The sequence below is a fragment of the Bradyrhizobium sp. WSM4873 genome, assembly GCF_055811355.1.
Window position 1 is genome coordinate 212,853 of record NZ_JBVVPS010000001.1, and the last position, 25,046, is coordinate 237,898.

Annotated in this window: 21 protein-coding genes; 12 read left to right on the plus strand and 9 right to left on the minus strand. The window is 64.1% G+C overall.

Features of this window, described 5'->3' with window-relative positions; all coding sequences use genetic code 11:
• The first annotated feature begins 39 nt into the window (after positions 1–39).
• From AC0L21_RS01055 to AC0L21_RS01070, 4 genes are all read left to right on the plus strand, one after another.
• On the plus strand, positions 40–1,653 hold the full coding sequence (locus AC0L21_RS01055) for a L,D-transpeptidase (RefSeq protein ID WP_473257097.1): 1,614 nt from the start codon (positions 40–42) through the stop codon (positions 1,651–1,653).
• A 91-nt stretch (positions 1,654–1,744) separates the two neighbouring features.
• Entirely contained in the window at positions 1,745–2,314 is a 570-nt protein-coding gene (locus AC0L21_RS01060) for a glutathione peroxidase (protein ID WP_473257100.1), read from the plus strand.
• Between the two features lie 165 nt (positions 2,315–2,479).
• The gene (locus tag AC0L21_RS01065) at positions 2,480–3,505 is read left to right on the plus strand and encodes a polysaccharide deacetylase family protein (RefSeq protein WP_473257103.1); all 1,026 of its coding nucleotides are present in this window, start codon (positions 2,480–2,482) and stop codon (positions 3,503–3,505) included.
• Positions 3,506–3,514: 9 nt separating this feature from the next.
• Complete coding sequence (locus AC0L21_RS01070) at positions 3,515–4,066, plus strand: dihydrofolate reductase (RefSeq protein WP_473257107.1); 552 nt, start codon at positions 3,515–3,517, stop codon at positions 4,064–4,066.
• Between the two features lie 10 nt (positions 4,067–4,076).
• Here the strand turns inward: AC0L21_RS01070 and AC0L21_RS01075 are convergent, their stop codons facing one another.
• Both AC0L21_RS01075 and AC0L21_RS01080 read right to left on the minus strand, forming a co-directional pair.
• A complete protein-coding gene (locus AC0L21_RS01075) occupies positions 4,077–4,529 on the minus strand; it encodes a DoxX family protein (RefSeq protein WP_473257109.1) in 453 nt (150 codons plus the stop codon).
• A 183-nt stretch (positions 4,530–4,712) separates the two neighbouring features.
• Positions 4,713–7,022, minus strand: coding sequence for an NADP-dependent malic enzyme (locus tag AC0L21_RS01080; RefSeq protein WP_007609425.1), 2,310 nt, complete (start codon positions 7,020–7,022; stop codon positions 4,713–4,715).
• Positions 7,023–7,267: 245 nt separating this feature from the next.
• On the opposite strand from AC0L21_RS01080, the gene AC0L21_RS01085 reads away from it, so the two are divergent.
• Positions 7,268–9,235 carry a hypothetical protein gene (locus AC0L21_RS01085; RefSeq protein WP_473257112.1) on the plus strand — a complete coding sequence of 656 codons (1,968 nt, stop codon included), beginning with the start codon at positions 7,268–7,270 and terminating at the stop codon, positions 9,233–9,235.
• Between the two features lie 171 nt (positions 9,236–9,406).
• On the opposite strand, the gene aspS is transcribed toward AC0L21_RS01085, so the two are convergent.
• On the minus strand, positions 9,407–11,179 hold the full coding sequence (gene aspS / locus AC0L21_RS01090; protein WP_473257114.1) for an aspartate--tRNA ligase: 1,773 nt from the start codon (positions 11,177–11,179) through the stop codon (positions 9,407–9,409).
• 194 nt (positions 11,180–11,373) lie between these two features.
• Here aspS and AC0L21_RS01095 point away from each other — a divergent pair, with 194 nt between their 5' ends.
• The 6 genes from AC0L21_RS01095 to rnd all read left to right on the plus strand — a co-directional run bounded on the left by AC0L21_RS01095 (position 11,374) and on the right by rnd (position 18,594).
• Entirely contained in the window at positions 11,374–12,849 is a 1,476-nt protein-coding gene (locus AC0L21_RS01095) for a protein adenylyltransferase SelO (RefSeq protein WP_473257116.1), read from the plus strand.
• Positions 12,850–13,018: 169 nt separating this feature from the next.
• Positions 13,019–13,870: a phosphodiesterase gene (locus AC0L21_RS01100; RefSeq protein ID WP_473257118.1), complete on the plus strand. Its 852-nt coding sequence runs from the start codon at positions 13,019–13,021 to the stop codon at positions 13,868–13,870.
• Position 13,871: 1 nt separating this feature from the next.
• Complete coding sequence (locus AC0L21_RS01105; protein WP_473257120.1) at positions 13,872–14,822, plus strand: carbohydrate ABC transporter permease; 951 nt, start codon at positions 13,872–13,874, stop codon at positions 14,820–14,822.
• Positions 14,819–15,688: a carbohydrate ABC transporter permease gene (locus tag AC0L21_RS01110; RefSeq protein ID WP_473257122.1), complete on the plus strand. Its 870-nt coding sequence runs from the start codon at positions 14,819–14,821 to the stop codon at positions 15,686–15,688. Before AC0L21_RS01105 ends, AC0L21_RS01110 begins: the two co-directional genes overlap by 4 nt.
• An 11-nt stretch (positions 15,689–15,699) precedes the next feature.
• Complete coding sequence (locus AC0L21_RS01115) at positions 15,700–17,031, plus strand: ABC transporter substrate-binding protein (RefSeq protein WP_473257124.1); 1,332 nt, start codon at positions 15,700–15,702, stop codon at positions 17,029–17,031.
• Positions 17,032–17,442: 411 nt separating this feature from the next.
• Positions 17,443–18,594 (plus strand): ribonuclease D, encoded by a 1,152-nt coding sequence (gene rnd / locus AC0L21_RS01120; protein WP_473257126.1) that lies wholly within the window; start codon positions 17,443–17,445, stop codon positions 18,592–18,594.
• 188 nt (positions 18,595–18,782) lie between these two features.
• Here rnd and AC0L21_RS01125 read toward each other — a convergent pair whose 3' ends face one another.
• The 5 genes from AC0L21_RS01125 to AC0L21_RS01145 all read right to left on the minus strand — a co-directional run bounded on the left by AC0L21_RS01125 (position 18,783) and on the right by AC0L21_RS01145 (position 22,338).
• The gene (locus tag AC0L21_RS01125) at positions 18,783–20,165 is read right to left on the minus strand and encodes an aspartate aminotransferase family protein (protein WP_473257128.1); all 1,383 of its coding nucleotides are present in this window, start codon (positions 20,163–20,165) and stop codon (positions 18,783–18,785) included.
• A 158-nt stretch (positions 20,166–20,323) separates the two neighbouring features.
• On the minus strand, positions 20,324–20,494 hold the full coding sequence (locus AC0L21_RS01130) for a hypothetical protein (RefSeq protein WP_473257130.1): 171 nt from the start codon (positions 20,492–20,494) through the stop codon (positions 20,324–20,326).
• Between the two features lie 30 nt (positions 20,495–20,524).
• Entirely contained in the window at positions 20,525–21,088 is a 564-nt protein-coding gene (locus tag AC0L21_RS01135; RefSeq protein ID WP_473257133.1) for an isochorismatase family protein, read from the minus strand.
• 25 nt (positions 21,089–21,113) lie between these two features.
• Positions 21,114–21,734, minus strand: a complete 621-nt coding sequence (locus AC0L21_RS01140; protein WP_473257135.1) for a GNAT family N-acetyltransferase — start codon at positions 21,732–21,734, stop codon at positions 21,114–21,116.
• The gene (locus AC0L21_RS01145) at positions 21,721–22,338 is read right to left on the minus strand and encodes a hypothetical protein (RefSeq protein ID WP_473257137.1); all 618 of its coding nucleotides are present in this window, start codon (positions 22,336–22,338) and stop codon (positions 21,721–21,723) included. The genes AC0L21_RS01140 and AC0L21_RS01145 overlap by 14 nt, the downstream gene beginning before the upstream one ends.
• A 71-nt stretch (positions 22,339–22,409) precedes the next feature.
• Here AC0L21_RS01145 and AC0L21_RS01150 point away from each other — a divergent pair, with 71 nt between their 5' ends.
• The gene (locus AC0L21_RS01150) at positions 22,410–23,450 is read left to right on the plus strand and encodes a LysR family transcriptional regulator (RefSeq protein WP_473257139.1); all 1,041 of its coding nucleotides are present in this window, start codon (positions 22,410–22,412) and stop codon (positions 23,448–23,450) included.
• A 79-nt stretch (positions 23,451–23,529) separates the two neighbouring features.
• Here the strand turns inward: AC0L21_RS01150 and AC0L21_RS01155 are convergent, their stop codons facing one another.
• On the minus strand, positions 23,530–24,678 hold the full coding sequence (locus tag AC0L21_RS01155; protein ID WP_473257141.1) for an autotransporter outer membrane beta-barrel domain-containing protein: 1,149 nt from the start codon (positions 24,676–24,678) through the stop codon (positions 23,530–23,532).
• Positions 24,679–25,046 lie beyond the last annotated feature (368 nt).

Genomic DNA, 25,046 nt, shown 5'->3' on the forward strand with positions numbered 1-25,046 from the left:
CTGAGAGACTAACATCTGATTTGGATTATGGATTCGATGATGAACAGCGTGAACGGGTCTGGTTTTTCTGCCAAGCCGGCGCGATTTTGGCAGGTCGCCATTTTGACGGCGGCAGGTGCGATCGGCACGGCGAGCCAGGCGGATGCAGCATTCTATTACTGGACGGATTATTCCGACGGGTCCTACGGGCGCCAGGAGCGCCATCCCGAAGTCCCGCGCCAGAAGCCGCAGAAGCGCGGTGCGGCCGTCAAGAAAGACCTTGTTGCCGAAAAGGAAGCCGGCACGAAACCGCAAGGTCCTCTGGTCATCGTCGTCTCGATCGACCGGCAGAGGGTCACGGTCTACGACACCAACGGCGTGTTCGCGGAATCCCCGGTGTCGACGGGTATGAAGGGCCATTCGACGCCGATGGGTGTGTTCAGCGTCATCCAGAAGCACAAATTTCACCACTCCAACATCTATAGCGGCGCGCCGATGCCGTACATGCAGCGGATCACCTGGTCGGGCGTTGCCATGCATGCCGGCGTGCTGCCGGGTTATCCGGCCTCGCATGGCTGCATCCGCATGCCGATGGCGTTCGCTGTGAAGATGTGGAACTGGACCAGGATGGGCGCGCGCGTGATAGTTTCGCCGGGCCAGATGTCGCCGCAGAACTTCTCACATCCGCTGCTTGCCTCGCTGCGCGTGCCGCTCCAATCCGCGGCCAGCCTCGAGCCGCAGACCAATGCCGGCGACAAGGCCGACAAGGTCGCTGCCAATACCGGAGCCGCCGCAGCAAACCCGGCCGAAACGAAGACCGCCAGCGCCGACGGCGTGCTCGAGCTGCGCTCGTCGGTCGGCCACACCGTCATGTCGGACGTGACCACCGGATATGTCCCGGCCCGCGAGGAGGCGGCGGCATCGGTCGACCAGACCGAGACAACGGCAAAGCCCGAGACCAACACCGCTGAGGCGGCGGACGCGGCCAAGCCCCAGGCCGGAGACGCCGCGCTGCCCGCGAACACTGAAGCGAAGCCTGTCGACGCCGCGGAAGCGCCGAAGGCCGAAACCGCCAAGCCTGAACCGGCCAAGTCCGAACCCGCGAAGACGCCCGATGCGCCGGTCATGGCACCAGCGCAGGCGGCGACGCCCGAGGTCAAGAAGGACGAAACCCGCGTTGCCGATCCGGCGCCCGTGGCAAAACCCGACGCGCCCAAGCGGGCGGGCCAGATCGCGGTCTTCATCAGCCGCAAGGATTCCAAGCTCTACGTCCGGCAGAACTTTGCGCCGCTGTTCGAGGTGCCTGTCACGATCGCTGCGAGCGATCGGCCGCTCGGCACGCATGTCTTCACCGCCGAAGTCGACAAGACGGATTCCAATGCGCTGCATTGGTCGGTGGTGTCCTTGCCAGTGTCCGTCCGCTCTGCCGCACGCGAAGATAACGTCCGCCTGACAGTCCGCCAGCGTGGCGCGGCCGTGATTCCCGTCGCTGCCAAGCCTGTGGTCACGCCGGACAGCCCTGCCGAGGCGCTCGACCGCGTCTCGATCCCGGCCGACACGATCGCAAGGATCAACGAAATGCTGACATCAGGCGGCTCGATCATCGTCTCCGATCAGGGCATCAACCAGGGCGAGACTGGCGAAGGCACCGATTTCATAGTCCGCCTGTACTAAGCGCTTCATCGCGTCAGATAACGCGGTGTTGACGACGCCGCTCGCGCCGAGGGGGTAACATCCGCCCCGGATCATTTCGGGGGACGCCGTCATGATGAACCGCAGGACCATGCTCATCGCCGCCTTTGCTGGCACGCTGGCGCCGGCGACGCGTGCACTGGCGGATGGCGGCATGAGCCGAATCTCCGCCTATGCCTTCTCTTTCCCGGCATTGTCAGGCGACGACATCCGCCTTGCGGCATTCACCGGCAAGCCGCTGCTGGTGGTCAACACCGCTTCGCTCTGCGGTTACACGCCGCAATATGCCGGCCTGCAAGACATCTGGGGCGAGTTTCGCGAACGCGGCCTCACCGTCATTGGCGTACCCTCCAACGACTTCGGCGGACAGGAGCCCGGCGGCACCAGCGAGATATCGGAAACCGCCCACCACCAATACGGCGTTACCTTCCCTATTGCCGCCAAGGCCGCCGTGGTCGGTGCGAAGGCGCATCCGTTTTACAAATGGGCGGCAGAGGCGCGCCCGCGAGAAGTTCCGCGCTGGAACTTCCACAAATATCTGATTGGCCGGGACGGCTATATTGCCGATGTCTTTGCATCGACGGTCGAGCCGGCCGACACCCGGATCAAGACAGCAATCGCCAAGGCGTTGGCCGACACTTGACGCCACGCGTCCCCAACCCGGTTGGGCACAATTGGGCTGGCGCGCCAAACAGCCGTTGCAATGGCGAGGGCCCACCATCTAGGCTAGGATCGTTAGGGGCAGGATGGTTTTGCCGGAGGCGAAAAGCCGCGGCGGAACAACGGGATCAATCTCGAGGACAACACCATGCGTGTGGCGGCAGGACTGATTTTGGCAAGCGCGATGTCTCTGGCGATGACGGGCGCGGCATGGTCGCAGACCCCGGCTGCGAAGCCCGCTGTCGCGACGCAGGCCGCACCGGCGGCAACACCGGCTGCGGCTGCGCCCGCTGCAGCTCCCGCACCCGCTCCTGCAGCAGCCGCCGCGCCGGCGGGGTTCGTCAATCCTCCCCCGCCTAAACAGGCGCCGCAGCCCGCGCGCGCAGCCTGCAACACGCCGGGCGCGCTCGGGGTCGCCCGCACCGTCGAGATCGATACCACGGGCGGTCCCGGTTTCGGCTTCGAGCATTTCAAGGAGCTCGACTTCCTGCGCGACAAGGAGGTCGTGCTGACCTTCGACGACGGCCCATGGCCTAAGAACACGCCCGCGGTGCTGAAGGCGCTCGCTGACGAGTGCACCACCGGCATCTTCTTCTCCATCGGCAAGCACGCGACCTACGAGCCGGAGATCCTCAAGCAGGTCTACGCGGCCGGTCACACCGTGGGCACCCACACCTGGTCGCACGCCAACCTCAACAACAAGAAGCTCACGGAAACGCAGCGCAAGGAGGAGATCGAGAAGGGCCTTTCCGCAGTGAAATGGGCGCTCGGCGGCATTTCGCCCTCGCCGTTCTTCCGCTTCCCGGCGCTCCAGCATCCGCCGGAGATGGTCACCTATCTCGGCAACCGCAACACGGCGATCTTCTCCTGCGACATCGACTCCTTCGACTTCAAGGCCTCGAAGCCCGAGAAGGTGATCGAGACCGTCATGAAGAAGCTCGACAGCAAGGGCAAGGGCATCATCCTGATGCACGACTTCCAGAAGCACACTGCGGAAGCGCTGCCCGAATTGCTGAAGCGCCTGAAGGCCGGCGGTTACAAGGTGGTGGCGATGCGCGCCAAGTTCCCGGCTTCGACGCTGCCGGAATACGACCAGGAGCTGCTCAAGGACGTCAAGCTGCCGACGGTGAGCAACCGGCCGGTCAACAGCGTCGTGACGACGGTTTCCGAATAGCCCGCGCCATTGTCCTTTCGCATCGAAGGCTACGTCATCATCTCCGCGGACGGCATGCTCGCCGACGCGGCGCATGTCATGCCCGACAGCCTGAAGTTCGAAGGCGACAAGCTGTTCTTCGAGCAGGCGCTCGATCGCGCTGCGCTGATCGTGCACGGCCGTCACTCGCACGAGCAGCAGCCGAATTCACCCAAGCGCAAACGCCTGATCCTGACCCGCAAGATCAAGGCGCTGACCGTCGATCCCGAGATGCCGAACGCGACCTTGTGGAATCCGGATCACGCCAGCTTCGAGGACGCCTGCGCGTTCGCCGATGTCGCTTCCGGCACCGTCGCAATCATCGGCGGCCCCGTCGTGTTCGACATGTTCATGGACCGCTACGACACGTTCTGGCTGTCGGAAGCTCCGCATCTGCAGCTGCCCGGCGGCGAAGGCTGTTTTGTCGAAGTACCGGGGCGTACGCCTCAGGAGGTGCTGGCCTCACACGGGATGAAGCCGGGCGCGCCGTATCTGCTCGACGCCGCACATGACGTGACTGTCACGCCGTGGCGCAGGACGTAGTGGTTGACCGTCACACGTCCCCGTAGGCCGCCTCGGCCGGACGCGTGGCGCGGCCGTAGCCCATGATCATGAACAGCGCGCCGATGATCGACAGGTTCTTGAGCGCGTCGACCAGCATCTTGGCGTTGTCGGGCGGCACCTGGTTCCAGAAGTCGTCGAACAGGAAGGTCGCGACCGCGAGAAAGACGATCATCAGCATCGCGAAGAAGCGCGCGCCGAAATTCAGCGCGATCATCACCCCCGCGATGATCTCGAGCGCGCCGATCGCAATCGCCAGCAGCTGCGGCGTGGTCATTGCCGTCGCCGTCTCGATCTGCTTGGCGTAAGGCGCAATCATGTCGGGCACCACGACCTTGACGGCGATGAAATCAACGGTCGCCTGCATGGCAAACAGTCTTGCCGCACCCGTGTAGATGAACAGCACGGCGAACAGGATCCGCCCGAAAGTCACGAACGCTGGCATGATCGGCCTCTTTGCTCAGGCTTTTGAAACCGGATTTTTGCGAAAGCACTGAGGGATTATGGAGAGTCATGCGCCGGTTTACAAACGGGGAAATGGCGAAAGTCGTTTTGAAAGCATTGAAGCGCCGACGCGCGGCAAGTGCGCTCCCTCGCCCCACTGTGGGGCAAGGTGAAGAGCCCGCCCCTACGTAAACAACGTCGGCTGCTGCCGCGACGCGCGCTCCTGCGCTTCCACCACAGCCACTGCGGTCATGTTGAGGATGCCTCGCGCGGTCACCGACGGGGTGAGGATGTGGGCCGGGCGCGCCGGGCCGATCAGGATTGGGCCGACGGGAAGCGCGTCCGCCAGAGACTTGATCATCTGGTAGGCGACGTTGGCGGTGTCGAGGCTTGGCATGATCATGATGTTGGCCTCGCCCTCGAGGTTCGAGTGCGGCAGCACCATTTTGCGCGCGGCGGCCGAGAGCGCGGTGTCGCCCTGCATCTCGCCGTCGGCCTCGAGCTCCGGATGCTTCTCCTTCAGGAGCTGGGTCGCCCGGCGCATCTTGCGCGAGGATTCGGTGTCGTAGCTGCCGAAATCCGAATGCGAGACGAAGGCGATCTTCGGCTTGATGTTGAAGCGTTGGACGTGGACCGCCGCGAGCGAGGCGATCTCGGCGAGCTCTTCGGCGCTCGGATTGGGCCGCACCTGGGTGTCGGCGATGAAGAAGGCGCCCTTGCTCGTGATCAGCAGCGCCAGCGCCGCATAGTCGCTGATCCCCGGCGTGAAGCCGACGATCTCGCGGACATGGCGCAGATGGCTCATGTAGCGGCCCTCGACGCCGCAGAGCATGGCGTCCGCCTCTCCGCGCACCACCGCGAGCGCCGCGATGACGGTGTTGTTGGTGCGCACCACCGTGCGCGCCGCATCCGGCGTCACGCCGCGGCGGCCGGCGACCTCGACATAGGATTGCACGTAGGAGCGGTAGCGCGGATCGTCCTCGGGATTGACGAGGTCGAAGTCCTTGCCGGCCTTGATCGACAGGCCGAAGCGCTTGATGCGCGCCTCGACTACCGAGGGACGTCCGACCAGGATCGGCGTCGCCAGCTTCTCTTCCAGCACCACCTGGGTCGCGCGCAGCACGCGCTCGTCCTCGCCTTCGGCGTAGATCACCCGCACCGGCTGGGTCTTGGCCTTCGCGAACATCGGCTTCATGACGAGGCCGGAGCGGAACGCGAAGCGCTCGAGTAGCGCGGTGTACTCGTCGAAATTGGTGATGGGCCGGGTCGCAACGCCCGATTCCATCGCCGCCTTCGCCACCGCCGGCGCGATGCGCAGGATCAACCTCGGATCAAAGGGACTCGGGATCAGCGAGCCCGGGCCAAACCCTTGCGTCTCGCCGGTGTCGAAGCCTTGCGCCACCGCATCGGACGGCGCCTCGCGTGCGAGCTGCGCGATAGCCTCGACGGCGGCGTGCTTCATCTCCTCGTTGATGGCGCTGGCACCGACATCGAGCGCGCCGCGGAAGATGAAGGGAAAGCACAGGACGTTGTTGACCTGGTTCGGAAAATCGGAGCGGCCGGTGCAGATCATGGCGTCGGGACGCACCTTGCGCGCCTCCTCCGGCATGATCTCCGGCGTCGGATTCGCGAGCGCCATGATGAGCGGCTTGTCGCCCATCGCCTTGGCCATCTCGGGCTTGAGCACGCCCGGTGCGGAGAGGCCGATGAAGATGTCGGCGCCGCCGATCACGTCGGCGAGCGTGCGCTTGTCGGTCTTCTGCGCATAGACCGCCTTCCAACGGTCCATCGTGGTGTTGCGGCCTTCGTGCACGAGGCCGTCGATGTCGCAGACCCAGATGTTCTTGCGCTGCGCGCCCATCGACACCAGCAGGTTCAGTGTCGCGAGCGCTGCGGCCCCTGCCCCCGATGCCACGATCTTGACGTCCGACAGATTCTTGCCGTTCAGGCGCAGGCCGTTGGTGATCGCGGCGGCGACGATGATCGCGGTGCCGTGCTGGTCGTCGTGGAAGACCGGGATCTTCATGCGCTCCTTGAGCTGCGCCTCGATCTCGAAGCATTCCGGTCCGCGGATGTCCTCGAGATTGATGCCGCCGAAGGTCGGCTCGAGCGCGGCCACCGTCTCGACCACGCGCTCGATGGTGTCGGCCGCGATCTCGATGTCGAACACGTCGATACCGGCGAATTTCTTGAACAGGACCGCCTTGCCCTCCATCACCGGCTTCGAGGCCAGCGGGCCGATATTGCCGAGGCCGAGCACGGCGGTGCCGTTCGAAACCACGGCGACCAGATTGGAGCGGATCGTCAGCGTCGCCGCTTCCGCCGGGTTCTTGGCGATCTCCATGCAGGCGGCGGCGACGCCGGGAGAATACGCCAGCGCGAGGTCGCGCTGGTTGGCAAGCGGCTTGCTCGCCTGGATCTCGAGCTTTCCGGGGCGCGGCAGACGGTGATAGGCGAGCGCCGCCTGGTGGAGATCATCGGAATAAGACGACATGCGGTGTCTCGCCTCGCGTTACCGGCCTCAAACTACGTTGTCCTGACCGGCCCGCCTTCGGGTGGTATTTCCGGGTCATGGAAACGGGATGAAGCACGCCGGGCGCCCCGGTGGCAACATCCGATTGCGGCCCCATCAACAGGCCGCGCGGTCAAATATCTGATCGCGCTCGCTTTCCCTGGACCGCGCGTTGCTTTGCGAATATGGCAGGTTGCGTCCTGCAACGCGAGCAACTGGAGCTGGGAATGAAGCGAATCCTGATCGGCCTGATCGTCGTGGCCGCGCTGGCCGCGGGCGGATGGTTCGGCTTCAGCTTCTACGCAAAGCATCGCGTCACCGCCGAGATCGACGCCGTCTTCGAGCAGATCCGCTCCGGCGGCGGCAAGGCAAGCCACGGCAAGGTGGCGTTCGATCTGACGAGTCGGACGTTGACGATCGAGGATATCGCGGTTGAGCCTACCAACCAGCCACAAGCGCGTGTCAAGATCGCCGTCATCAAGGGCGTGGGCATCCGCCAGGTCGAGGAGACACGCTTCGCGGCCGACAGCATCGATGTCTCGGGCTTCGAGGTCGCGCTCGACGAGGTCGGCCCCCGGAAGCTGAAAGTCTCCTACAAGGTCCCGCAGCTGACCATGCGGGATTACGTCGGTCCCCTTCATGCTCAGAACGCGCCAACGTCAGGCTCCCTGATCGACATGTACCGTTTCGTGCTCGACCAGTACGCAAACGTGACGGCTTCTTCCGTCATAGCGCCGACCCTCGCGGTCGCCTTCGATGCGGGCAAAAGCGCCGGGGGCAGTGGCGAAGTCGCCTATTCGGGTCTCGCGATCCAGAAGCTCGGCCAAGGCAAGATCGCCGCGATCAAGGCGGAGCGCGCCAGTTTCACCATCAACGTGCCGCAGCCGGGCAAGACGGACAAGCTGACCGGCGAGGTGTCCGACATCATCATCAATGATTTCGATTCGACCGCGATCGCCGCCGTGCTCGATCCCCAGAAGGCCAACGACGAAAGCTATCATCGTGTCTACGGGCAGATCTCCAGCGGCACCTATGTCGTTACCTCGACGCTCGGCATCCGGATGCAGGTCGACGGGATCGCCATCACCGACATCGCGGTGCAACCATCGAAATTCCGGCCGGCCGAGATCCTGGCACTGCTGCCGGCGGACAGCTCGGTCCCGCCGACGCCGGCGCAATCGCGCGAGATGATGGAAAAGCTCGCCGGGTTCTATGAGGGCCTTCGCGTCGGCAAGATCGAGATCGGCACCATGTCGATGACGACCCCGCAGGGGACGCCCCGGCTCAGGGCCATCAGATACCAAGAGGGCGAGTTCGCGCTCGAAGGCCTGGATGCGCCGACGCCACAAGGGCAAATCAAGATGGAGCGCTTTGCGCTCAAATCGCTCAGCATCGCGAAACTGATGCGGTGGGCGGCGAGCCTCACCCATCCCGGACAGCCCCCCTCGCCGGCTCAGATGCTGGGCCTGTTCGGCGTGCTCTCGGGCGCGGAGATCAAGGGCGTGTCGGCGCCTTACAAAAACACCAAGAAGCTGGTCACGATCGACACGCTGAGCGTGGACTGGGGGCAGATGATCGGCCCAATCCCGAGCAAGGCGCATGTGGTTGCCAAGATGGTCATGCCCACCGATCCATCCGATCCGAAGCAGCTTACATTGATCCTCAGCGGAATCGACAAGCTCGCGATCGACCTGGATCTCGGCGCGGCGTGGACAGAGTCGTCCAGCAGCTTCGCTCTGACGCCCGCGACGCTCGACATCGGGATCGCAAAAGTGCAATTGCGTGTCGCGCTCAGCAACGTACCACGCGAGGTGTTTTCGACGGATCCCGCCCAGCTGATGGGTCAGGCGGCCCGGATTGAGGCTGTCGCGCTCGAGTTCTCAGTGCGCGACAATGGTTTCGTCGATTCCACGGTGACGCAGAATGCTCGAGGGCGAAATGTCAGCCGCGACGTCGCACGCCAGACACTCGTCGATAGCGTCAAAGCCTACCGAGCAGATATCGCCGCCGCCAATCCGGAGGCAGGCACGGCGGTGGATGCGGTCGCAAGCTTCATCGAAACGCCGGGCCAGACGCTCGTCATCAAGGTAACGCCGCGCGCGAAAGTGCCGCTGATGCAATTGATGCAGCTCTTCAATGCCGACCCGGAGGGCACGCTGGCGCAGTTCAATATCGAGGCGTCGACGGGGCTGTAGGTCGACGGGGCTGTAGTTGGATTCGTGTCCCGGACGCGCTGCAGCGTGTAACGCTGCTGCGCAGAGCCGGGATCCAGAAGCCTGCTGCTCGCTTAGACGTGGGCCCCGGCTCAGCAGCGCACCACTGCGTGCTGCGCTGCGTCCGGGGCACGGACATCTTCCCGCGCGACTTCACTTCTGCGGCAGATTCACCTTCACGTGCAACTCGCGGAGCTGCTTGGGGCTGGGCTCCGACGGTGCGCCCATCAGGAGGTCCATGGCCTGCTGGTTCATCGGGAACAGCGAGATCTCGCGCAGATTGTTGGTGCCGCACAAGAGCATGACGATGCGGTCGACACCGGCGGCCATGCCGCCATGCGGCGGGGCGCCGTACTGGAAGGCGCGGTACATGCCGCCGAAGCGATCGACGACTTCCTGCTCGCCATAGCCGGCGATCTCGAACGCCTTCACCATCGCTTCCGGCACGTGGTTGCGGATTCCGCCCGAGGCGATCTCGAAGCCGTTGCAGGTGATGTCGTACTGGAACGCCTTGATGGTCAGCGGGTCCTGGCCCTTCAAGGCATCGAGACCGCCCTGCGGCATCGAAAACGGGTTGTGCGAGAAGTCGACCTTCTTGTCTTCCTCGTTGTACTCGTACATCGGGAAGTCGACGATCCAGGCGAGTTCGAACCGCTCCTTGTCGGTGAGGTTCAGCTCCTCGCCGACCTTGTTGCGGGCCAAGCCTGAAAACTTCCAGAACTTGTCGGGATCGCCGGCGACGAAGAACGCGGCATCGCCTTCCTTCACGCCGATCTGCGCGCGGATCGCGGCCGTGCGCTCAGCACCGATGTTGTTGGCGAGCGGACCGGCACCTTCGCCGCCCTCCCGCCACATGATGTAGCCAAGGCCCGGCTGTCCCTCGCCCTGCGCCCATGAATTCATGCGGTCGCAGAAGGCGCGCGAGCCGCCGCCCGGCGCCGGGATCGCCCACACCTGGTTCTTGGGGTCCTCCAACATCCGCGCGAACACCTTGAAGCCGGAGCCGCGGAAGTGTTCGGAGACGTCCTGCATCTCGATCGGGTTGCGCAGGTCCGGCTTGTCGGAGCCGTATTTGCGCAAGGCTTCCGCGAACGGAATGCGGCGCCAGCCCTTGGTCACCGGCTTGCCCTTGGCAAACTCCTCGAACACGCCGGTGATGACAGGCTCCATCGCGGCGAAGACGTCTTCCTGCGTGACAAAGCTCATCTCGACGTCGAGCTGGTAGAATTCGCCCGGCAGACGATCTGCGCGCGGGTCCTCGTCGCGGAAGCAGGGCGCGATCTGGAAGTATCGATCGAAGCCCGACATCATCAGGAGCTGCTTGTACTGCTGCGGCGCCTGCGGCAGCGCATAGAACTTGCCGGGATGAATGCGCGACGGCACCAGGAAGTCGCGCGCGCCCTCCGGCGAGGACGCGGTCAGGATCGGCGTGTTGAACTCGAAGAAGCCCTGCCCCTCCATGCGCCGACGCATCGACTTGATGATGTCGACGCGCGTCATGATGTTCTGGTGCAGCTTCTCGCGGCGCAGGTCGAGGAAGCGGTACTTCAGGCGGATGTCTTCAGGATATTCCTGGTCGCCGAACACCGGCAGCGGCAGGTCGCCGGCCGGGCCCAGCACCTCGATCTCGCTGACATAGATCTCGATCTTGCCGGTCGGCAGATCGTCATTGTCGGTGCCTTCGGGGCGGCGGCGGACCTTGCCGTCCATCTTGACCACGAATTCCGAACGCAGCTTCTCGGCCTGCGAGAACGCCGGCGAGTCCGGATCGACCACGCACTGGGTCAGGCCGTAATGGTCGCGCAGGTCGATGAACAGCACGCCGCCATGGTCGCGAACGCGATGGACCCAGCCCGAAAGGCGGACCGTCTCGCCGATGTTGCTCTCGCGGAGCGCGCCGCATGTATGTGACCGGTAGCGATGCATGGTCGTCCCAAATTCAATGTCGGAGGATCGAATCGAACCGCCGAAACGGCAGGTCCAAAGTTGCGGCAGGGTTTACCCCGGGAGGACGGGGGCGGCAACCAAGGGGACGGCCCGTTTTCGGCTGGAAGTGGCCATTTTTGCCCAATCTGGGCTCAAGCCTTTGCCATCAGGCGTTCCACGCCTATCTTGAGACCATGACAGTCCATTTCCCGTTCCAGAATTCCTATTCGGCGCTGCCCGACAGCTTTTTCGCCCGGGTCGCACCGACGCCGGTGGCGGCGCCCCGGTTGATCAAGCTGAACCGGCCGCTGGCGGTCCAGCTCGGGCTCGATCCTGACGTGCTGGAGACCCCTGAGGGCGCCGAAATCCTGGCGGGCAAGACGGTTCCCGCCGGCGCCGATCCGATCGCCATGGCCTATGCCGGCCACCAGTTCGGACAGTTCGTACCCCAGCTCGGCGACGGACGGGCGGTGCTGCTCGGCGAAGTCATCGACAAGGACGGCATCCGCCGCGACATCCAGCTCAAGGGCTCGGGACCCACCCCGTTCTCCCGCCGCGGCGACGGCCGTGCCGCGCTCGGGCCGGTGCTGCGCGAATATATCGTGAGCGAGGCGATGTTCGCACTGGGCATCCCGACCACGCGCTCACTCGCCGCCGTCGTCACCGGCGAGCACGTCATCCGCGAAACCGCGCTGCCCGGCGCGGTGCTGACCCGCGTTGCCTCGAGCCATATCCGCGTAGGTACCTTCCAGTTCTTCGCCGTCCGCCGCGACACCGACGCGATCCGCCGGCTCGCCGACCATGTCATCGCCAGGCACTATCCGGAGCTGCTCGGCGCCAAGCGGCCCTATCACGCGCTGCTCGGTGGCGTCGTTGCGCGCCAGGCCAATCTGGTCGCACGCTGGCTGCTGGTCGGCTTCATCCACGGCGTGATGAACACCGACAACAGCTCCATCTCCGGCGAGACCATCGATTACGGCCCCTGCGCCTTCATGGACACTTACAATCCGGCGCAGGTGTTTTCCTCGATCGACGAGATGGGCCGCTACGCTTATGCCAACCAGCCGCGCATCGCGCTGTGGAATCTGACCCGGCTGGCGGAATGCCTGTTGCCGCTGTTCTCCGACGATCAGGAAAAGGCGGTGGCCGAGGCCCAGGACATTCTCGCCGCCTTCTCCGACACGTTCAGCGACGCCTATCAGGCAGGCCTGCGCAAGAAGGTCGGCCTGTTCACGGAGCGCGACGGCGACGACGCGCTGATCCAGGACCTGCTGGATGCCATGGCCAAGAACCAGGCCGACTTCACCCTCACCTTCCGCAAGCTTGGTGACGCCGCCGGCGATCCGGCTGCCGACGATGCACGCGCCCAGTTCATGGACCCCGGGGCGTTCGACGAGTGGGCCAGCCGCTGGCGCGAGCGCACGGCGCTTGAGCCGCAGACCGCAGCCGAACGGCAGGCTGTCATGCACGCCGTCAACCCGATGTTCATCCCGCGCAACCACCGCGTCGAGGCCGTGATCCAGGCCGCGGTCAACGATGACAACTACGCGCCATTCGAGGAGCTGGTGAAGGTCTTGGCCAAACCGTTCGAGGACCAGCCGGACTACGCCGCCTACGCCGATCCCCCGCTGCCGGAGCAGCGGGTGCTGCAGACGTTCTGCGGGACGTGATGACAAACTCGGTGCGTAGGGTGGATTAGGCGAAGGCGTAGCGAGCCGAGCTTGTGGACGCCTCGCGCCACCGGAACCGCTGTCATCAAACTGAAACACTCCCACTCTAACGGCCTGTCAGGGTCGTCTTGCCGGAGGCGCCCACCCTCCAACGATCCTGACAAGCGCCATGCCCTTCAAGTTCATCCACATCACCGACACGCATCTCGCGAACCCCGGGCTGCTGCTGTATGGCCTCGATCCGCGCGCCCGACTGGACGCTGCGATTGCCGACGTCAACAAGCATCACGTCGACGCCGCCTTCGCGGTCGTGACCGGCGACCTCACCCATTGGGGCGAGGCTGAATCCTACGCCAATTTCGCCGACGCAATGGCGGCGTTGAAAATTCCCTACATCGCCATGGTCGGCAATCATGACCGTCGCGTCACCTGCCTCGATAGTCTGAAGGCGGCCCCGCGCGATCCGAACGGTTTCGTGCAGGGCACGCGCACCACCGAGCACGGCCTGTTCGTGTTTCTAGACACGCTGGACGAGACCAGCCATGCCGGCGAGATGTGCTCCAGGCGTCTCGGCTGGCTCGCGAGCACGCTCGCGGCCGCGCCGATGGACATCCCATTCGTGGTCTTCATGCATCATCCGCCATTCCCGGTCGGCGTCCACGCCATGGACGAAATCTCGCTGGCACAGAGCGCCGAGTTCGCTGAGGTGATTGCGCCCTACCGGTCGCGCATCCGCCACCTCTTTTTCGGCCATGTGCACCGGCCGATCTTCGGCAGCTACGGCAACATCCCGTTCTCGACGCTCCGCGGCACCAATCACCAGGTCTGGTTCGAGCTCGACGCTGCCGCGGCCGAGCATCTCGCCAGCCATGAGCCGCCGGCTTACGGCGTGGTGCTGATCGACGGCGAGAACCTGGTCGTGCACAGCCACGACTTCCTCGACACCAGTCTGCGCTTTCCCTTCGAGCCACCGGCGGGAGTGGACGACCGCGACTATGCGCTCAATTTCCCGGCGCGGTGAGATGAGCTTCGCAGAACCCGCGGCTCTCCCGGTCGCGGCCTCGGCGGCGCCGCGCCTGCATGTCCTGAAGCGGTTCTCTCACCGCTTCAAGACCTCGCTGCCGGCCTATCTCCTGCTGCTGCCCTCGCTCATCTTCCTCGCACTGTTCACCTATGGTGCGATGGGCCGCGTCCTCGTCGACGCGCTGTACCAGCGCGCCACACCCAGGGCGCCGGTCCGTTTCGTCGGCCTCGACAACATCGCAGCGGTGCTTGCGGACCCCGCCTTCACTGGCGCGGTCGTCAACAATCTCGTCTATGCCGTCGGCACCGCGGTCCCGAGCATTGGCCTCGCGCTGCTGTTCGCGCTGGCGCTGGCGCGCACCAATGCCGTGACCAGCGCGCTGCGCGCCGCGCTGTTTTTGCCGGTGCTGATCCCCATGGTCGCGGCCTCCGCGCTGTTCCTGTTCATCTTCCTGCCCAACGTCGGGCTGCTCGACTATTACATCGGCCGCTTCCTGCCGGTGCTGCCGAACTGGCTCGGCGATTCCGACATCGCGCTTTACGCGATCATGGTCATCACGATCTGGAAGAACGCCGGCTACTACATGCTGTTCTTCCTGGCCGGCCTCCAGGCGGTGCCGGAAGATGTCATGGAAGCCGCCTATCTCGACGGTGCCGGGCCGTACCAGCGGCTGCGCCACATCATCCTGCCCGAGCTCAAGCCCACCTTCCTGTTCGTCACGGTCATCGCCACGCTCAACGCGGTCACGCAGGTCGACCACGTCTTCGTCATGACCAAGGGCGGGCCGTCCAACGCGACCAATCTCGTGCTGTTCTACATCTATCAGCAGGCGGTTGAGCACTACGACATCGGCAAGGCCTCGGCAGCTACACTGCTGACGCTTGCGGCGCTGATGGGCCTCACCGCGCTCTCATTCCGGACGATGGCAAACCGCGAGGGCGGGTCATGAGGCTGTTCGACCGTCTGTTCAGGGACGCCCCACTCGCCACCCGCCGGGAAATCACGCCAAAGCTCGGCTTTGCGCTGACCGTGCTGCTCGCGGTGGTCTGGCTGATCCCGTTCCTGTGGATGGGTGTGGCGACGCTGCGCCCGGCATCCGACGGCATCAACCTCATGGCCGAGCTGATGCCGAGCCTGAAGCCGACGCTCGACAACGTCAGGGACGCCTGGGAAATCGGCGATTTCCCGCGCTACACCCTCAACACCATCATCATCTGCACCGGCATCCTCCTGGTGCAGGTCGTCACGATCACGCTGGCGGGCTTTGCCTTTGCCCGGCTCGACTTCGCGGGCAAGACGCTGATCTTCTATCTGTTCCTAATGCAGCTGATGCTGGTGCCGGTGCTGCTGATCGTGCCCAATTTGAGCCTGGTGGCGCAGCTCGGCCTCTACGACACGCTCACCGGCGTGATGATGCCGTTCTTCGCTTCCGCCTTCGGCACCTTCCTGATGCGGCAAGCGTTTGAGGCTATACCGACCGAGCTGGAAGACGCTGCCCTGATCGACGGCGCCAGCCTGCTCCAGCGCATTCGCCACATCTATGTGCCGCTGTCGATGCCGAGCTTCTCAGCCTTTGCCATCATCTCCGTGACCAGCCATTGGAACGACTTCCTGTGGCCGCTGATGGTGATCAACTCGCCGGACAAGCGGCCGCTCACGGTCGGGCTCTCGGTCTTCACGGCGACCGCGGAAGGAACGCAGGCCTGGGGCACCATCGCCGCCGGCACGCTGATGGTGATCGCACCGCTGCTCATCACCTTCCTGATCTTCCAGAAACGCTTCATCAGCTCTTTCGTCACCTCAGGCATCAAATAGGAGATTTCTCGATGCTGTTTTCCCGCAGGCTCATGCTTGGCCTTGCCATCGCAGGCACTTTGGCAGGCGCCCTCACCTTCCCGGCGCTGGCCGAAGGCCCGACCGAGATCGACCTGTTCTTCCCCGTGCCCGTCGACGGCAAGCTCGCCCGCGACATGAGCACCCTGATAAAGGAATTCAACGAGACCCATCCCGCGATCAAGGCAACCGCGGTCTACACCGGCTCTTATGACGACACGCTGATCAAGACGCGCGCCTCGATCAAGGCCGGCAAGCCGCCGGCTGCGGTGATCATGTCGGCGAACTTTCTGCTCGATATGCAGATCGAGAACGAGCTCACAAACCTCGATCCCTTGATCGCCGCCGACGGCACCACCAAGGAGCAGTTTCTCGGCCAGTTCTTTCCGGCGCTGCAGGGCAACGCGGTGATCAACCGCTCGGTCTACGGCGTGCCATTCCATAATTCGACGCCGCTGCTCTACATCAACGCCGACAAGGCGAAGGAAGCGGGCCTCGATCCGAACAAGCCGCCGCAGACTTGGGCCGAATTGACCGACTGGGCCAAGAAACTCACCAAGCGCGAGGGTGACAAGGTGACCCAATGGGGCATCGCGATCCCCTGCGCCTACGATTATTGCGGCTGGATGATGGAAACGCTCACCATGAGCAATGGCGGGCGCTACTACAACGAAGAGTTCGGCGGCGAGGTCTATTACGACACGCCCTCGATGCTCGGCGCGCTGACCTGGTGGAACGACCTCGTCACCAAGCACAAGGTTCACGCGCCCGGCGCCACGCCCGGTCCGGCCGTCAGCACCTCCTTCATCTCCGGCAACGCCGCGATGATGATGCTCTCGACGGGCTCGCTCACTTACGTGCGCGACAACGCCAAGTTCGCCTACAAGGTGGCCTTCATCCCGCGCAACGTCCGCAACGCCGTGCCGATCGGCGGCGCCTCGCTGATCGTTCCGGCTGGCCAGGAAGCCGACAAGCAGAAGGCCGCCTGGACGCTGATCAAGTGGATGACCTCGCCCGAGAAGAGCGGCTGGTGGAGCCGCGCCACCGGGTATTTCGCCCCCAACATGGCCGCCTACAAGACGCCGGACATGGTCGAATTCCTGAACAAGAACCCGGACGCCAAGACCGCCGTCGAGCAGCTCGACGTCGCAAAACCGTGGTTTGCGACCTACAAGACCGTGCCGGTGCGCAAGACGCTGGAGGACGAGGTCATGCTGGTCCTCAACGGCAAGAAGCAACCGAAGGAGGCCCTCGCCGCCGCCCAGAAGGCCGCCGACGAGACGCTGAAGCCGTATAACGCGGAGACCTCGCTGAAGCTGCCGTAAGGCCGGATGCAACGTCAAACGAACGTCGGCGCTCCGTCATGCGGGGCGCCGAATTCGTTTTGGACGGCCGCCCCCGTTAACCCCACGTCCACCATCCGGCCCGACCCGCCGCCGGTAACCACGAGAATTAACAGACCCTCAATTCGCCCTAGACAAGTTTAGCAATGTTTCCGAGGGGGTTTGCCGTGGATCTGTTGGTTTTCGAGTTCCTGGGGCTGGCGCTGGTCGCCATGTGCGTGGTCGTGGTGGCACTGCCTTGTGCGCGCAAACCCTCCCGGCGGGTCCGCTACGAATAGGATTTTCGTCGGAAAATGCGATTCCGGCCCAAATGCAAGGCTCGAATTCGCTTCGAGCCCCTTGACATCACAGCGCTTTCGGCAGAACGGCTGATGGACTTGTCATGGGCCGTTCATGGATTTGATTACCACCACCGCTGACCTTGCGGCTGCCTGCAGCCGGCTGGCCAAGCACCCCGTCATTACCGTCGATACCGAGTTCCTGCGCGAGACCACCTATTACCCGCTGCTGTGCGTGGTGCAGATGGCCAGCGCCGAGGAAGCGATCGTCATCGACACCCTGGCCGAGGGAATCGACCTCAAGCCGTTCTTCGAGCTGATGGGCAACGAGGGCGTGTTGAAGGTGTTCCACGCCGCCCGCCAGGACATCGAGATCATCTGGCATCAGGCCAATATCATTCCGCACCCGGTGTTCGACACCCAGGTCGCGGCGATGGTGCTCGGCTACGGCGACAGCATCGCCTACGACGCACTGGTCGAGAAGGTCACTGGACACCGCCCTGACAAAACCCACCGCTTCACCGACTGGTCGCGCCGGCCGCTGACCAAGGAGCAGATGCACTACGCCGTGTCCGACGTCACGCATTTGCGCGACGTGTTCGCAGCCCTCGATGCCGACCTCAAGAAGCGCCGGCGCAGCGAATGGGTCTCGATCGAGATGGAAGTCCTGACTTCGCCGAAGACCTACGACTTCCACCCCGAGCGTGCCTGGGAACGGCTCAAGACGCGGGTGCGCAAGCCCAAGGACCTCGCGGTCCTGATGGAGGTCGCCGCCTGGCGCGAGCAGGAGGCGCAGAGCCGCGACGTGCCGCGCGGCCGCGTGCTGCGCGACGAGGCCGTCAGCGACATCGCGACCCACGCGCCGAATACGATCGAGAAGCTCGCGAACCTGCGCTCGGTGCCGAAGGGTTTTGAGAAATCCAAATGGGGCGCCGACATCGTCGCCGCCGTCGAGCGCGGGCTGGCGCGGGATCACGCGACGCTGCCGAAGCTGGAAAAGCCGCGCAACAATAACAATGGCGCCGCGATCGTCGAGCTGTTGAAGGTGCTGCTGCGCATGACCGCGGAGCGCCATGCGGTCGCCAGCAAGGTGATTGCGACCGTCGACGACCTCGAGGAGATCGCGGCCGACGACGAGGCCGACGTGCCGGCGCTACGCGGCTGGCGCCGCGAGCTGTTCGGCGAGGCCGCCCTGAAACTGAAGCGCGGCGAGCTGGCGCTGGCGGTCGAGAAAGGCCGCGTGATCGGGGTTCAGCGGGCGGAATAGGCCCGATGCCTCCTTGTCGTCCCGGCGAAGGCCGGGATCCATTACCCCAGGGAGCAGTTTGGCGAAGACTCGTCGTTCGGGACTGCTACCACCCTTCTCGATAGATCACGCGGTATGGGTCCCGGCCTTCGCCAGGACGACACCGGGGGTGTGATAGAGCGCTCCGCTCACGCGTGAAGCGACGCCCCCTACGCCGGCGTCAGCTTCGCCACTTCGCCCTTCATGTCGTCCAGCACACCTGAAATCGCCGCGACCAGCTCGTCGATCTGGGCCTTGGTGACGATCAGCGGCGGGCAGATGGCGATGGCGTCGAGCATGTTGCGCGAGATCACGCCGCGCTCCTGCAGCATGCGGCTTGCCATGCCGCCGACGGCGCCCGGTGTTGCCGCTGCGGTCTTGCGCGCCTTGTCCAGCACCAGTTCGATCGCAGCGATCATGCCGACACCGCGGACCTCGCCGACCAGCGGATGGCCGGTGAGTTCACGCAGCTTGCCTTGCATGTAGCCACCGAGCTCGGCGGCATGCGCCACCAGACCCCGCTCCTCGATGATTTTCAAGTTCTCCAGCGCAATCGCCGAGCCGACCGGATGGCCGCCCGCGGTGAAGCCGTGGCCGAGCACGCCGATCTTGTTGCTCTCATCGGCGATCGGCTCGAACATGCGATCGTTCATCATGATGGCCGATAGGGGGAAATAGCTCGAGGTGATCTGCTTGGAGACCACGATCGCGTCGGGCTTGATGCCGTAGGTTTCGCAGCCGAACATCTTGCCGGTGCGGCCGAAGCCGCAGATGACCTCGTCGGCGACCAACAAGATGTCGTACTTGTTCAGCACCTTCTGGATCTTGTCCCAATAGGTCGCCGGCGGCACGATGACACCGCCCGCGCCCATCACCGGCTCACCGAAGAAGGCTGCGATCGTGTCCGGCCCCTCCTTCTGGATCAGCGCGTCGAGTTCCTCGGCCCGCCGGGTCGCGAACGCCTCCTCACTCTCGCCCGGCGCGCCGTCCTTGTAGAAATGCGGCGAGCCCGTGTGCAGGATGTTCGGGAGCGGCAGGTCGAAAGAGCGGTGGTTGTTCGGCAGCCCGGTGAGGCTGGCGGACGCAATGGTGACGCCGTGATAGGCGCGCATCCGGCTGATCACCTTCTTGCGCTGTGGCTGGCCGAGCGCATTGGAGCGATAGGCAATCAACTTCAGAACGGTGTCGTTAGCCTCCGAGCCGGAGTTGGTGAAGAACACCTTGCTCATCGTAACAGGCGCGAGCGCGACCAGCTTCTCGGCAAGATCGATCGAAGGCCCGTGCGATTTGGCGGAGAACGTGTGATAGAATGGCAGCGCCTGCATCTGCTTGTGCGCGGCGTCGACCAGCCGCTTCTCGTTGAAGCCGAGCCCGACGCTCCATAGGCCTGCCATCGCCTCGAAATAGCGCTTCCCCGACGCGTCGAACACGTAAGGGCCCTCGCCGCGTTCGATCACCAGGGGACCGGCCTCCTGATGGGCGCGCGCGTTGGTGTAGGGATGGAGCTGGTAGGCCACATCCCGGGCCTCTTGCGAATTGGGCAACATGGACATTTGCGGGCATCCTTGAAAGCGTCACGTCGCCGGCGCGGCCAGCGTCATCACTCGATGATCCAGTTCCTTGGCTATTGCCACAGCGCAGAACTTGCAACGTCAATTCGTCGGCAGCAAGCGCTCAGCAGCGTTGCACAAAGCCGCACATCGGGCCGCTGTCACGCCGCGCCCTCGTCATTCCCATCGTTATCGGCAGCAGCGGCTTCCCGCACCTCCACCAGCGCCATCGAGAGCAGATACACCGTCGTGGGAAGACCAAGACGGCGCGCCGCCTCGGCGGCACGCGACAGGTCGCTTGCCAGCTCCTCGAGCTGATCTCCCCGTGACAATGTCCCACTCCGTCCGTCGATCGCGGCCGCCTACACCGCAACGGCGCCGCTGGTTCTGATCAGTTCGGCGCTGGACTGGATTGTAGCAAAATTTCCGATCACATTCACTACCGCATGCTTGTAGGCGGCAGCATCGGCAGTCCCCGGCTGCCGGCAAGCGACCGCGTCGGCCACCACCTGGAAGCGATGGCTGCGATGAAACCCGTCGACAGCGGTGGCCAGGACAGTTTCGTCCAGGGAAAAGCCCGCGAGCACGCAACGGACATTGCGGATATTGGACATGTAGTCCACAAAACGCGCCGAACTGTAGGCCGACGGCAGCGGGTGCTCGAAAGTCATTTCTCCCGGCCGCGGCTTCGCCTCCGCGATCCAATCGGTCAGCCTGGATGCCGGATTGAACCAGGCCGCCTGCGCGATGCGCTTCAGATGCATCACCGGCCAGAGATTGTCGCGCCACAGCGTCAGCAGTTCCACGCAGCGCGCCGTGGCGGCATCGCCGTCGAGGATGACGTGACGACGTCCGGGGGTCAGATATTCGACCTGGAGATCCGCGCAGACCAGGATCGGCGGATCGTCGGTGATGGAAACCAGCATGGTTTTGCGCGCAGCTGCACCAGTTTCAACGGCTGGCGAGCGCGACGTCCCGCAGCGGCGACGTCACGGCCCGTCCTGCCGAGGCGTCGAGCACGCCCGGCCGGTCCCAATCGCCCTCGGGGCGGATGATCACGTACGGATCGCTGTCCAGCGTAATGGCATCCGGGCCCGGCTCGATCTCCAGCAGCATTTCCGTGTAGGAGAAGTCGGAGAAAGTGATCTTGCGATTGTGGCCAAGCGGCTTGGCGCCGAAATGGGCCCAGAAATCGACCAGCCGGTCCTGCGCCTGGCCGTAGATCTTGCGAAAGCCCTTGCGCTTCACATAATCGACGCTCGCCTGTACCAGCTTGAACGAGACCCGCGACCGCCGATATTGGTGCCGCACCGCAAGCCGTTCCACCTTGGCGAAGTCGCCGAAGAACCGCACCCGCAGACAGCCCGCAGGCTCGTTGCCGACATAGCCGATGAAATGCGCGGCGACCATGTCGTTGCCGTCGAACTCCTCATCGAACGGGCAATCCTGCTCGGCGAGATAGACGGCTGAGCGGATCGAGGTGACCAGCATGAGATCGCTGAGATCGCGCGCGAGGCGAATGGTGATGGCGCGGGAATCGGGCTTCGCGAGAGGAATCCTAGTACCGTGCATCTGCAAAACTCCTTGCTTGGATGATCGCGCCCGGCATGCGCATCGGCTGCCGATGCCATGGCCGCTCGTAGCACCAGAGATCGGGTTGGAAGCTTGGAACAGGCTCGAATCCTGTCGCCTTCATGATATCGCGGCCGGCCACGGTTGACGGCTGCGCATAGCAATCCGCGTTGCGAAACCTTAGCTGTCTAAGATGAGCCGCGGCCTTGCCGAGACCAGCGACGCCGCGCCCGGTCGCCGCGATCGCCCAGATGTAGATAGCGGAAACGTCTTCCTTCGCGGACGCGAGATGGCGCGTCTCCGGCGCGGTGAGGCAGATCTCGTCAAGCAGCAGCGCATCATGCCCGCGATCGTTGAGAAACAGGAAGGCCATGCCGCCGACAAGGTTGCCCTTCCGGCTGAAAGTCAGGATGCTCTCGGGGTCGAAGGCGAAATATTTTGCAAGCTCCGCCGCCCCGATCCGAACGCCCGGCACCAGCCGGTGCGCCAACTGCGACAGCGCGGCGATTTCGGAAAGTTGGGCGCGACGGACGTCGACATCCGGACTGAGCGGCAGCGCGTCGAAATCATGCCTTGCGGCAAACGAGCCCCTTTCCATACCCATATCACCCCTCTATCGTTCGCGGCTTTCGTGCCCCGCTATGACCAAGAGCTTAGCGGCTGGGGATCAGGCGTATGCAGCAGTTATTGCACCGGGGTGCTGCGATGATGCAGCACCGTGAAGAAGCCCTGGATATGTCCTGGGACGATTTGAAACTATTTTTAGCTTGCGCAAAATATAAAAGTTTCCGCAACGCCGCCGAGCAGCTCGGGCTCACCTCCACCACCCTGATGCGCAGGATCGACCGGCTCGAAGAGAGCATCGACTGCAAGCTATTCCTGCGCGACCAGAGCGGGCTCACACTCAGTGACGAAGGCAGCGCGATGATCGCCGACGTCGCGCATATGGAGCGTCATGCCTTCAACGTGTTCCGGCGTGCCTCGCGATCGTCGAATGACATGTCAGGCACCGTGCGCGTCGCGGTGACGGAAGGCCCCGGCAATTTCTGGATCCTGCCGCGACTGATCGACTTCCAGAAGACTTATCGCAAGATCACCGTCGACCTGCGCTGCGCGATGGAACAGGCCGACGTCGCGAGGCTCGAATCCGATATTGCGATCCAGCTCGAGCCGCCGACCAATCCCGATCTGATCGTCGCCAAGCTCGGCCGGCTGCACATCTATCCCTTCGTCTCCAAGGAGTACGAAAACCTCTACGGCGTGCCCGCGAGCTTGGCCGAGCTGAAGAACCACCGCATCATCAAGCAGAGCGCCCCGCAGGTCGACGACGGCGCTTACGCCCGCGTGCTCGGACTTAAGTCCCTGGAGGGCATTGTCGGGATCAAGACCAATTCCTCGGTCGGCGTGCTCTATGCGGTGGAGCGCGGCGCCGGCATCGGGTTCCTGCCGACAGTCTCGATCGCGCTCGGTGCTCCGCTCGTTGCCGTCGATCTCGGCGTCAGCCACCACGCCGATCTCTGGCTCACCTACCACAAGGAGTTCCGCGCCTCCGAGCGCCACAAGATCGTGGTCGATTGGCTGAAGAAAATCTTCGACCCCAAGATCCATCCCTGCTTCCGCGACGAGTTCATCCACCCGAACGCGCTGGCCCCGATGATGACGGCCGCGCGCGAGGGTTTTGGATTGACGGGATATGTCGCGGCAATGCCGACCTAAAGCCTGAGCATGATCTTTTCGGAAAACCGCTTCACAGTTTTCCGGATCCTGCTTTGGGCGGACGTGGGCAGGCTTCGCCTCACCACCGATGTTCGAAGCCGACCGTGCCCTGATGCGACGTCAGCTCGTTGCGGAACTTGCCGTCGTAATTGACGTAGAGCCGCGCCGTGTTGGTCAGGCTGAGCGAGGCCGAGGCGCCGGCATCCATGCCGTAGCGGCTCTCGCCGATACCGGGCACGACGATGCTCTGGGTCCCGAGGCTGACCTGCACCGATCCCAGGTTCTGATGGAAATTGTCGACGAACTTGCCATAGGCGGACAGGTCCAGGATCTTCTGGTCGAAGATGAAGTAGCGCCCGACCTCGGCTCCGATCATGACCCGCCCGCGCGAGAGCGCCGTCGAGCCGACATTGAGTGGATCGAGGCCGCCAACCTCCTGGAACGCGACGCTGGTGGCGCGGACATATTCCAGTGCGCCTTTGGGCACGATGCGCATCTGGTCCTTGGTCCAGTAATAGCTGATCTCGGTCAGCGCGCCGTCGACTGCGGCACGATAACCTGCGGTCGCAAGTCCCAGGCCGGTATCCCGGCTGGAGCGGACCTTGCCGAAGCCGTGCACCAAAGCGAACGCCCAGGTCCAGGGACCCTTGTCGACAGAGCCGCTGAAGCCGAGTTGCGTCAGGTCCAGCGTCGCGGATTGAAGTGCGAGCGGCACGTCGATGTCGGTGTTGCTCTGGTCGACGGAGAAGCCGAGATTGACACCCGGCGCGAGCCGCGCGCCAAAGCCTGCGACACCGCCAAACGTCTTGCGTTTGTCGCCGACAAAGTCTCCTTGCGCATCTGTCCGGACCGAGATGCCGTAGCCCTCGAACCAGGTGCGGTAGCGCGGATCTTCCGTGCTCGCCGATGCGCCGCCGCCGCCGGGATTGGTCCGAAACGCCCGGTTGACGCCGCCAGACGCCTGGTTGCCGAGCCGCTCCAGGAAATTCGAGCCGAGATTGAGCGCGCTGTTGCCGGCCGACTGGTCGTGATTGGTCGCTGTCGGCATCGGAATCGGCGTCGGTGACGGCGTGGGTGTCGGGGTCGGCGTGGGCGTCGGACTTTGCGCAAAGCCTGATGTTGTCGACAGCACCATGATGAGAGCAAACGCCACGGCAGCCGCGATCCAGCGGACGCGGTTCAGCCTGATCGCCTGCCGTGTCTCTGAGGGCTGCGAAATGCAGCACATGGCGACAAATCCCGAAGCAAAGAGCGGCGCGCAAAAATGCAACAGGAGCGGCGCACGCGTGCCGCGATTTGTGCCGAACTGTTACTGAGGGTCAACCGGCTGGCGCGTCCAGGCAAAGGCATTGCTTCCGATTGTGGTTCCGCGGCCACAGGTCGCAAATTGCGGTCGGGTACTCCGGTCGGGCTCTTGAAATTCGCGCGCGGCTTGCTAACGGGCGATTTTCATGTTGCAATATCGGACACAATCGGAATTGGCCGCTCGACTGTGCGTTTCGCGACATTGAGACTCAAGACTCGAACAGACTACCGGAAGCCCGTTTGTGGCGTGGCACGCGAAAAGCGGCCGCGTCGTTTTTGTATCTAGCGGAG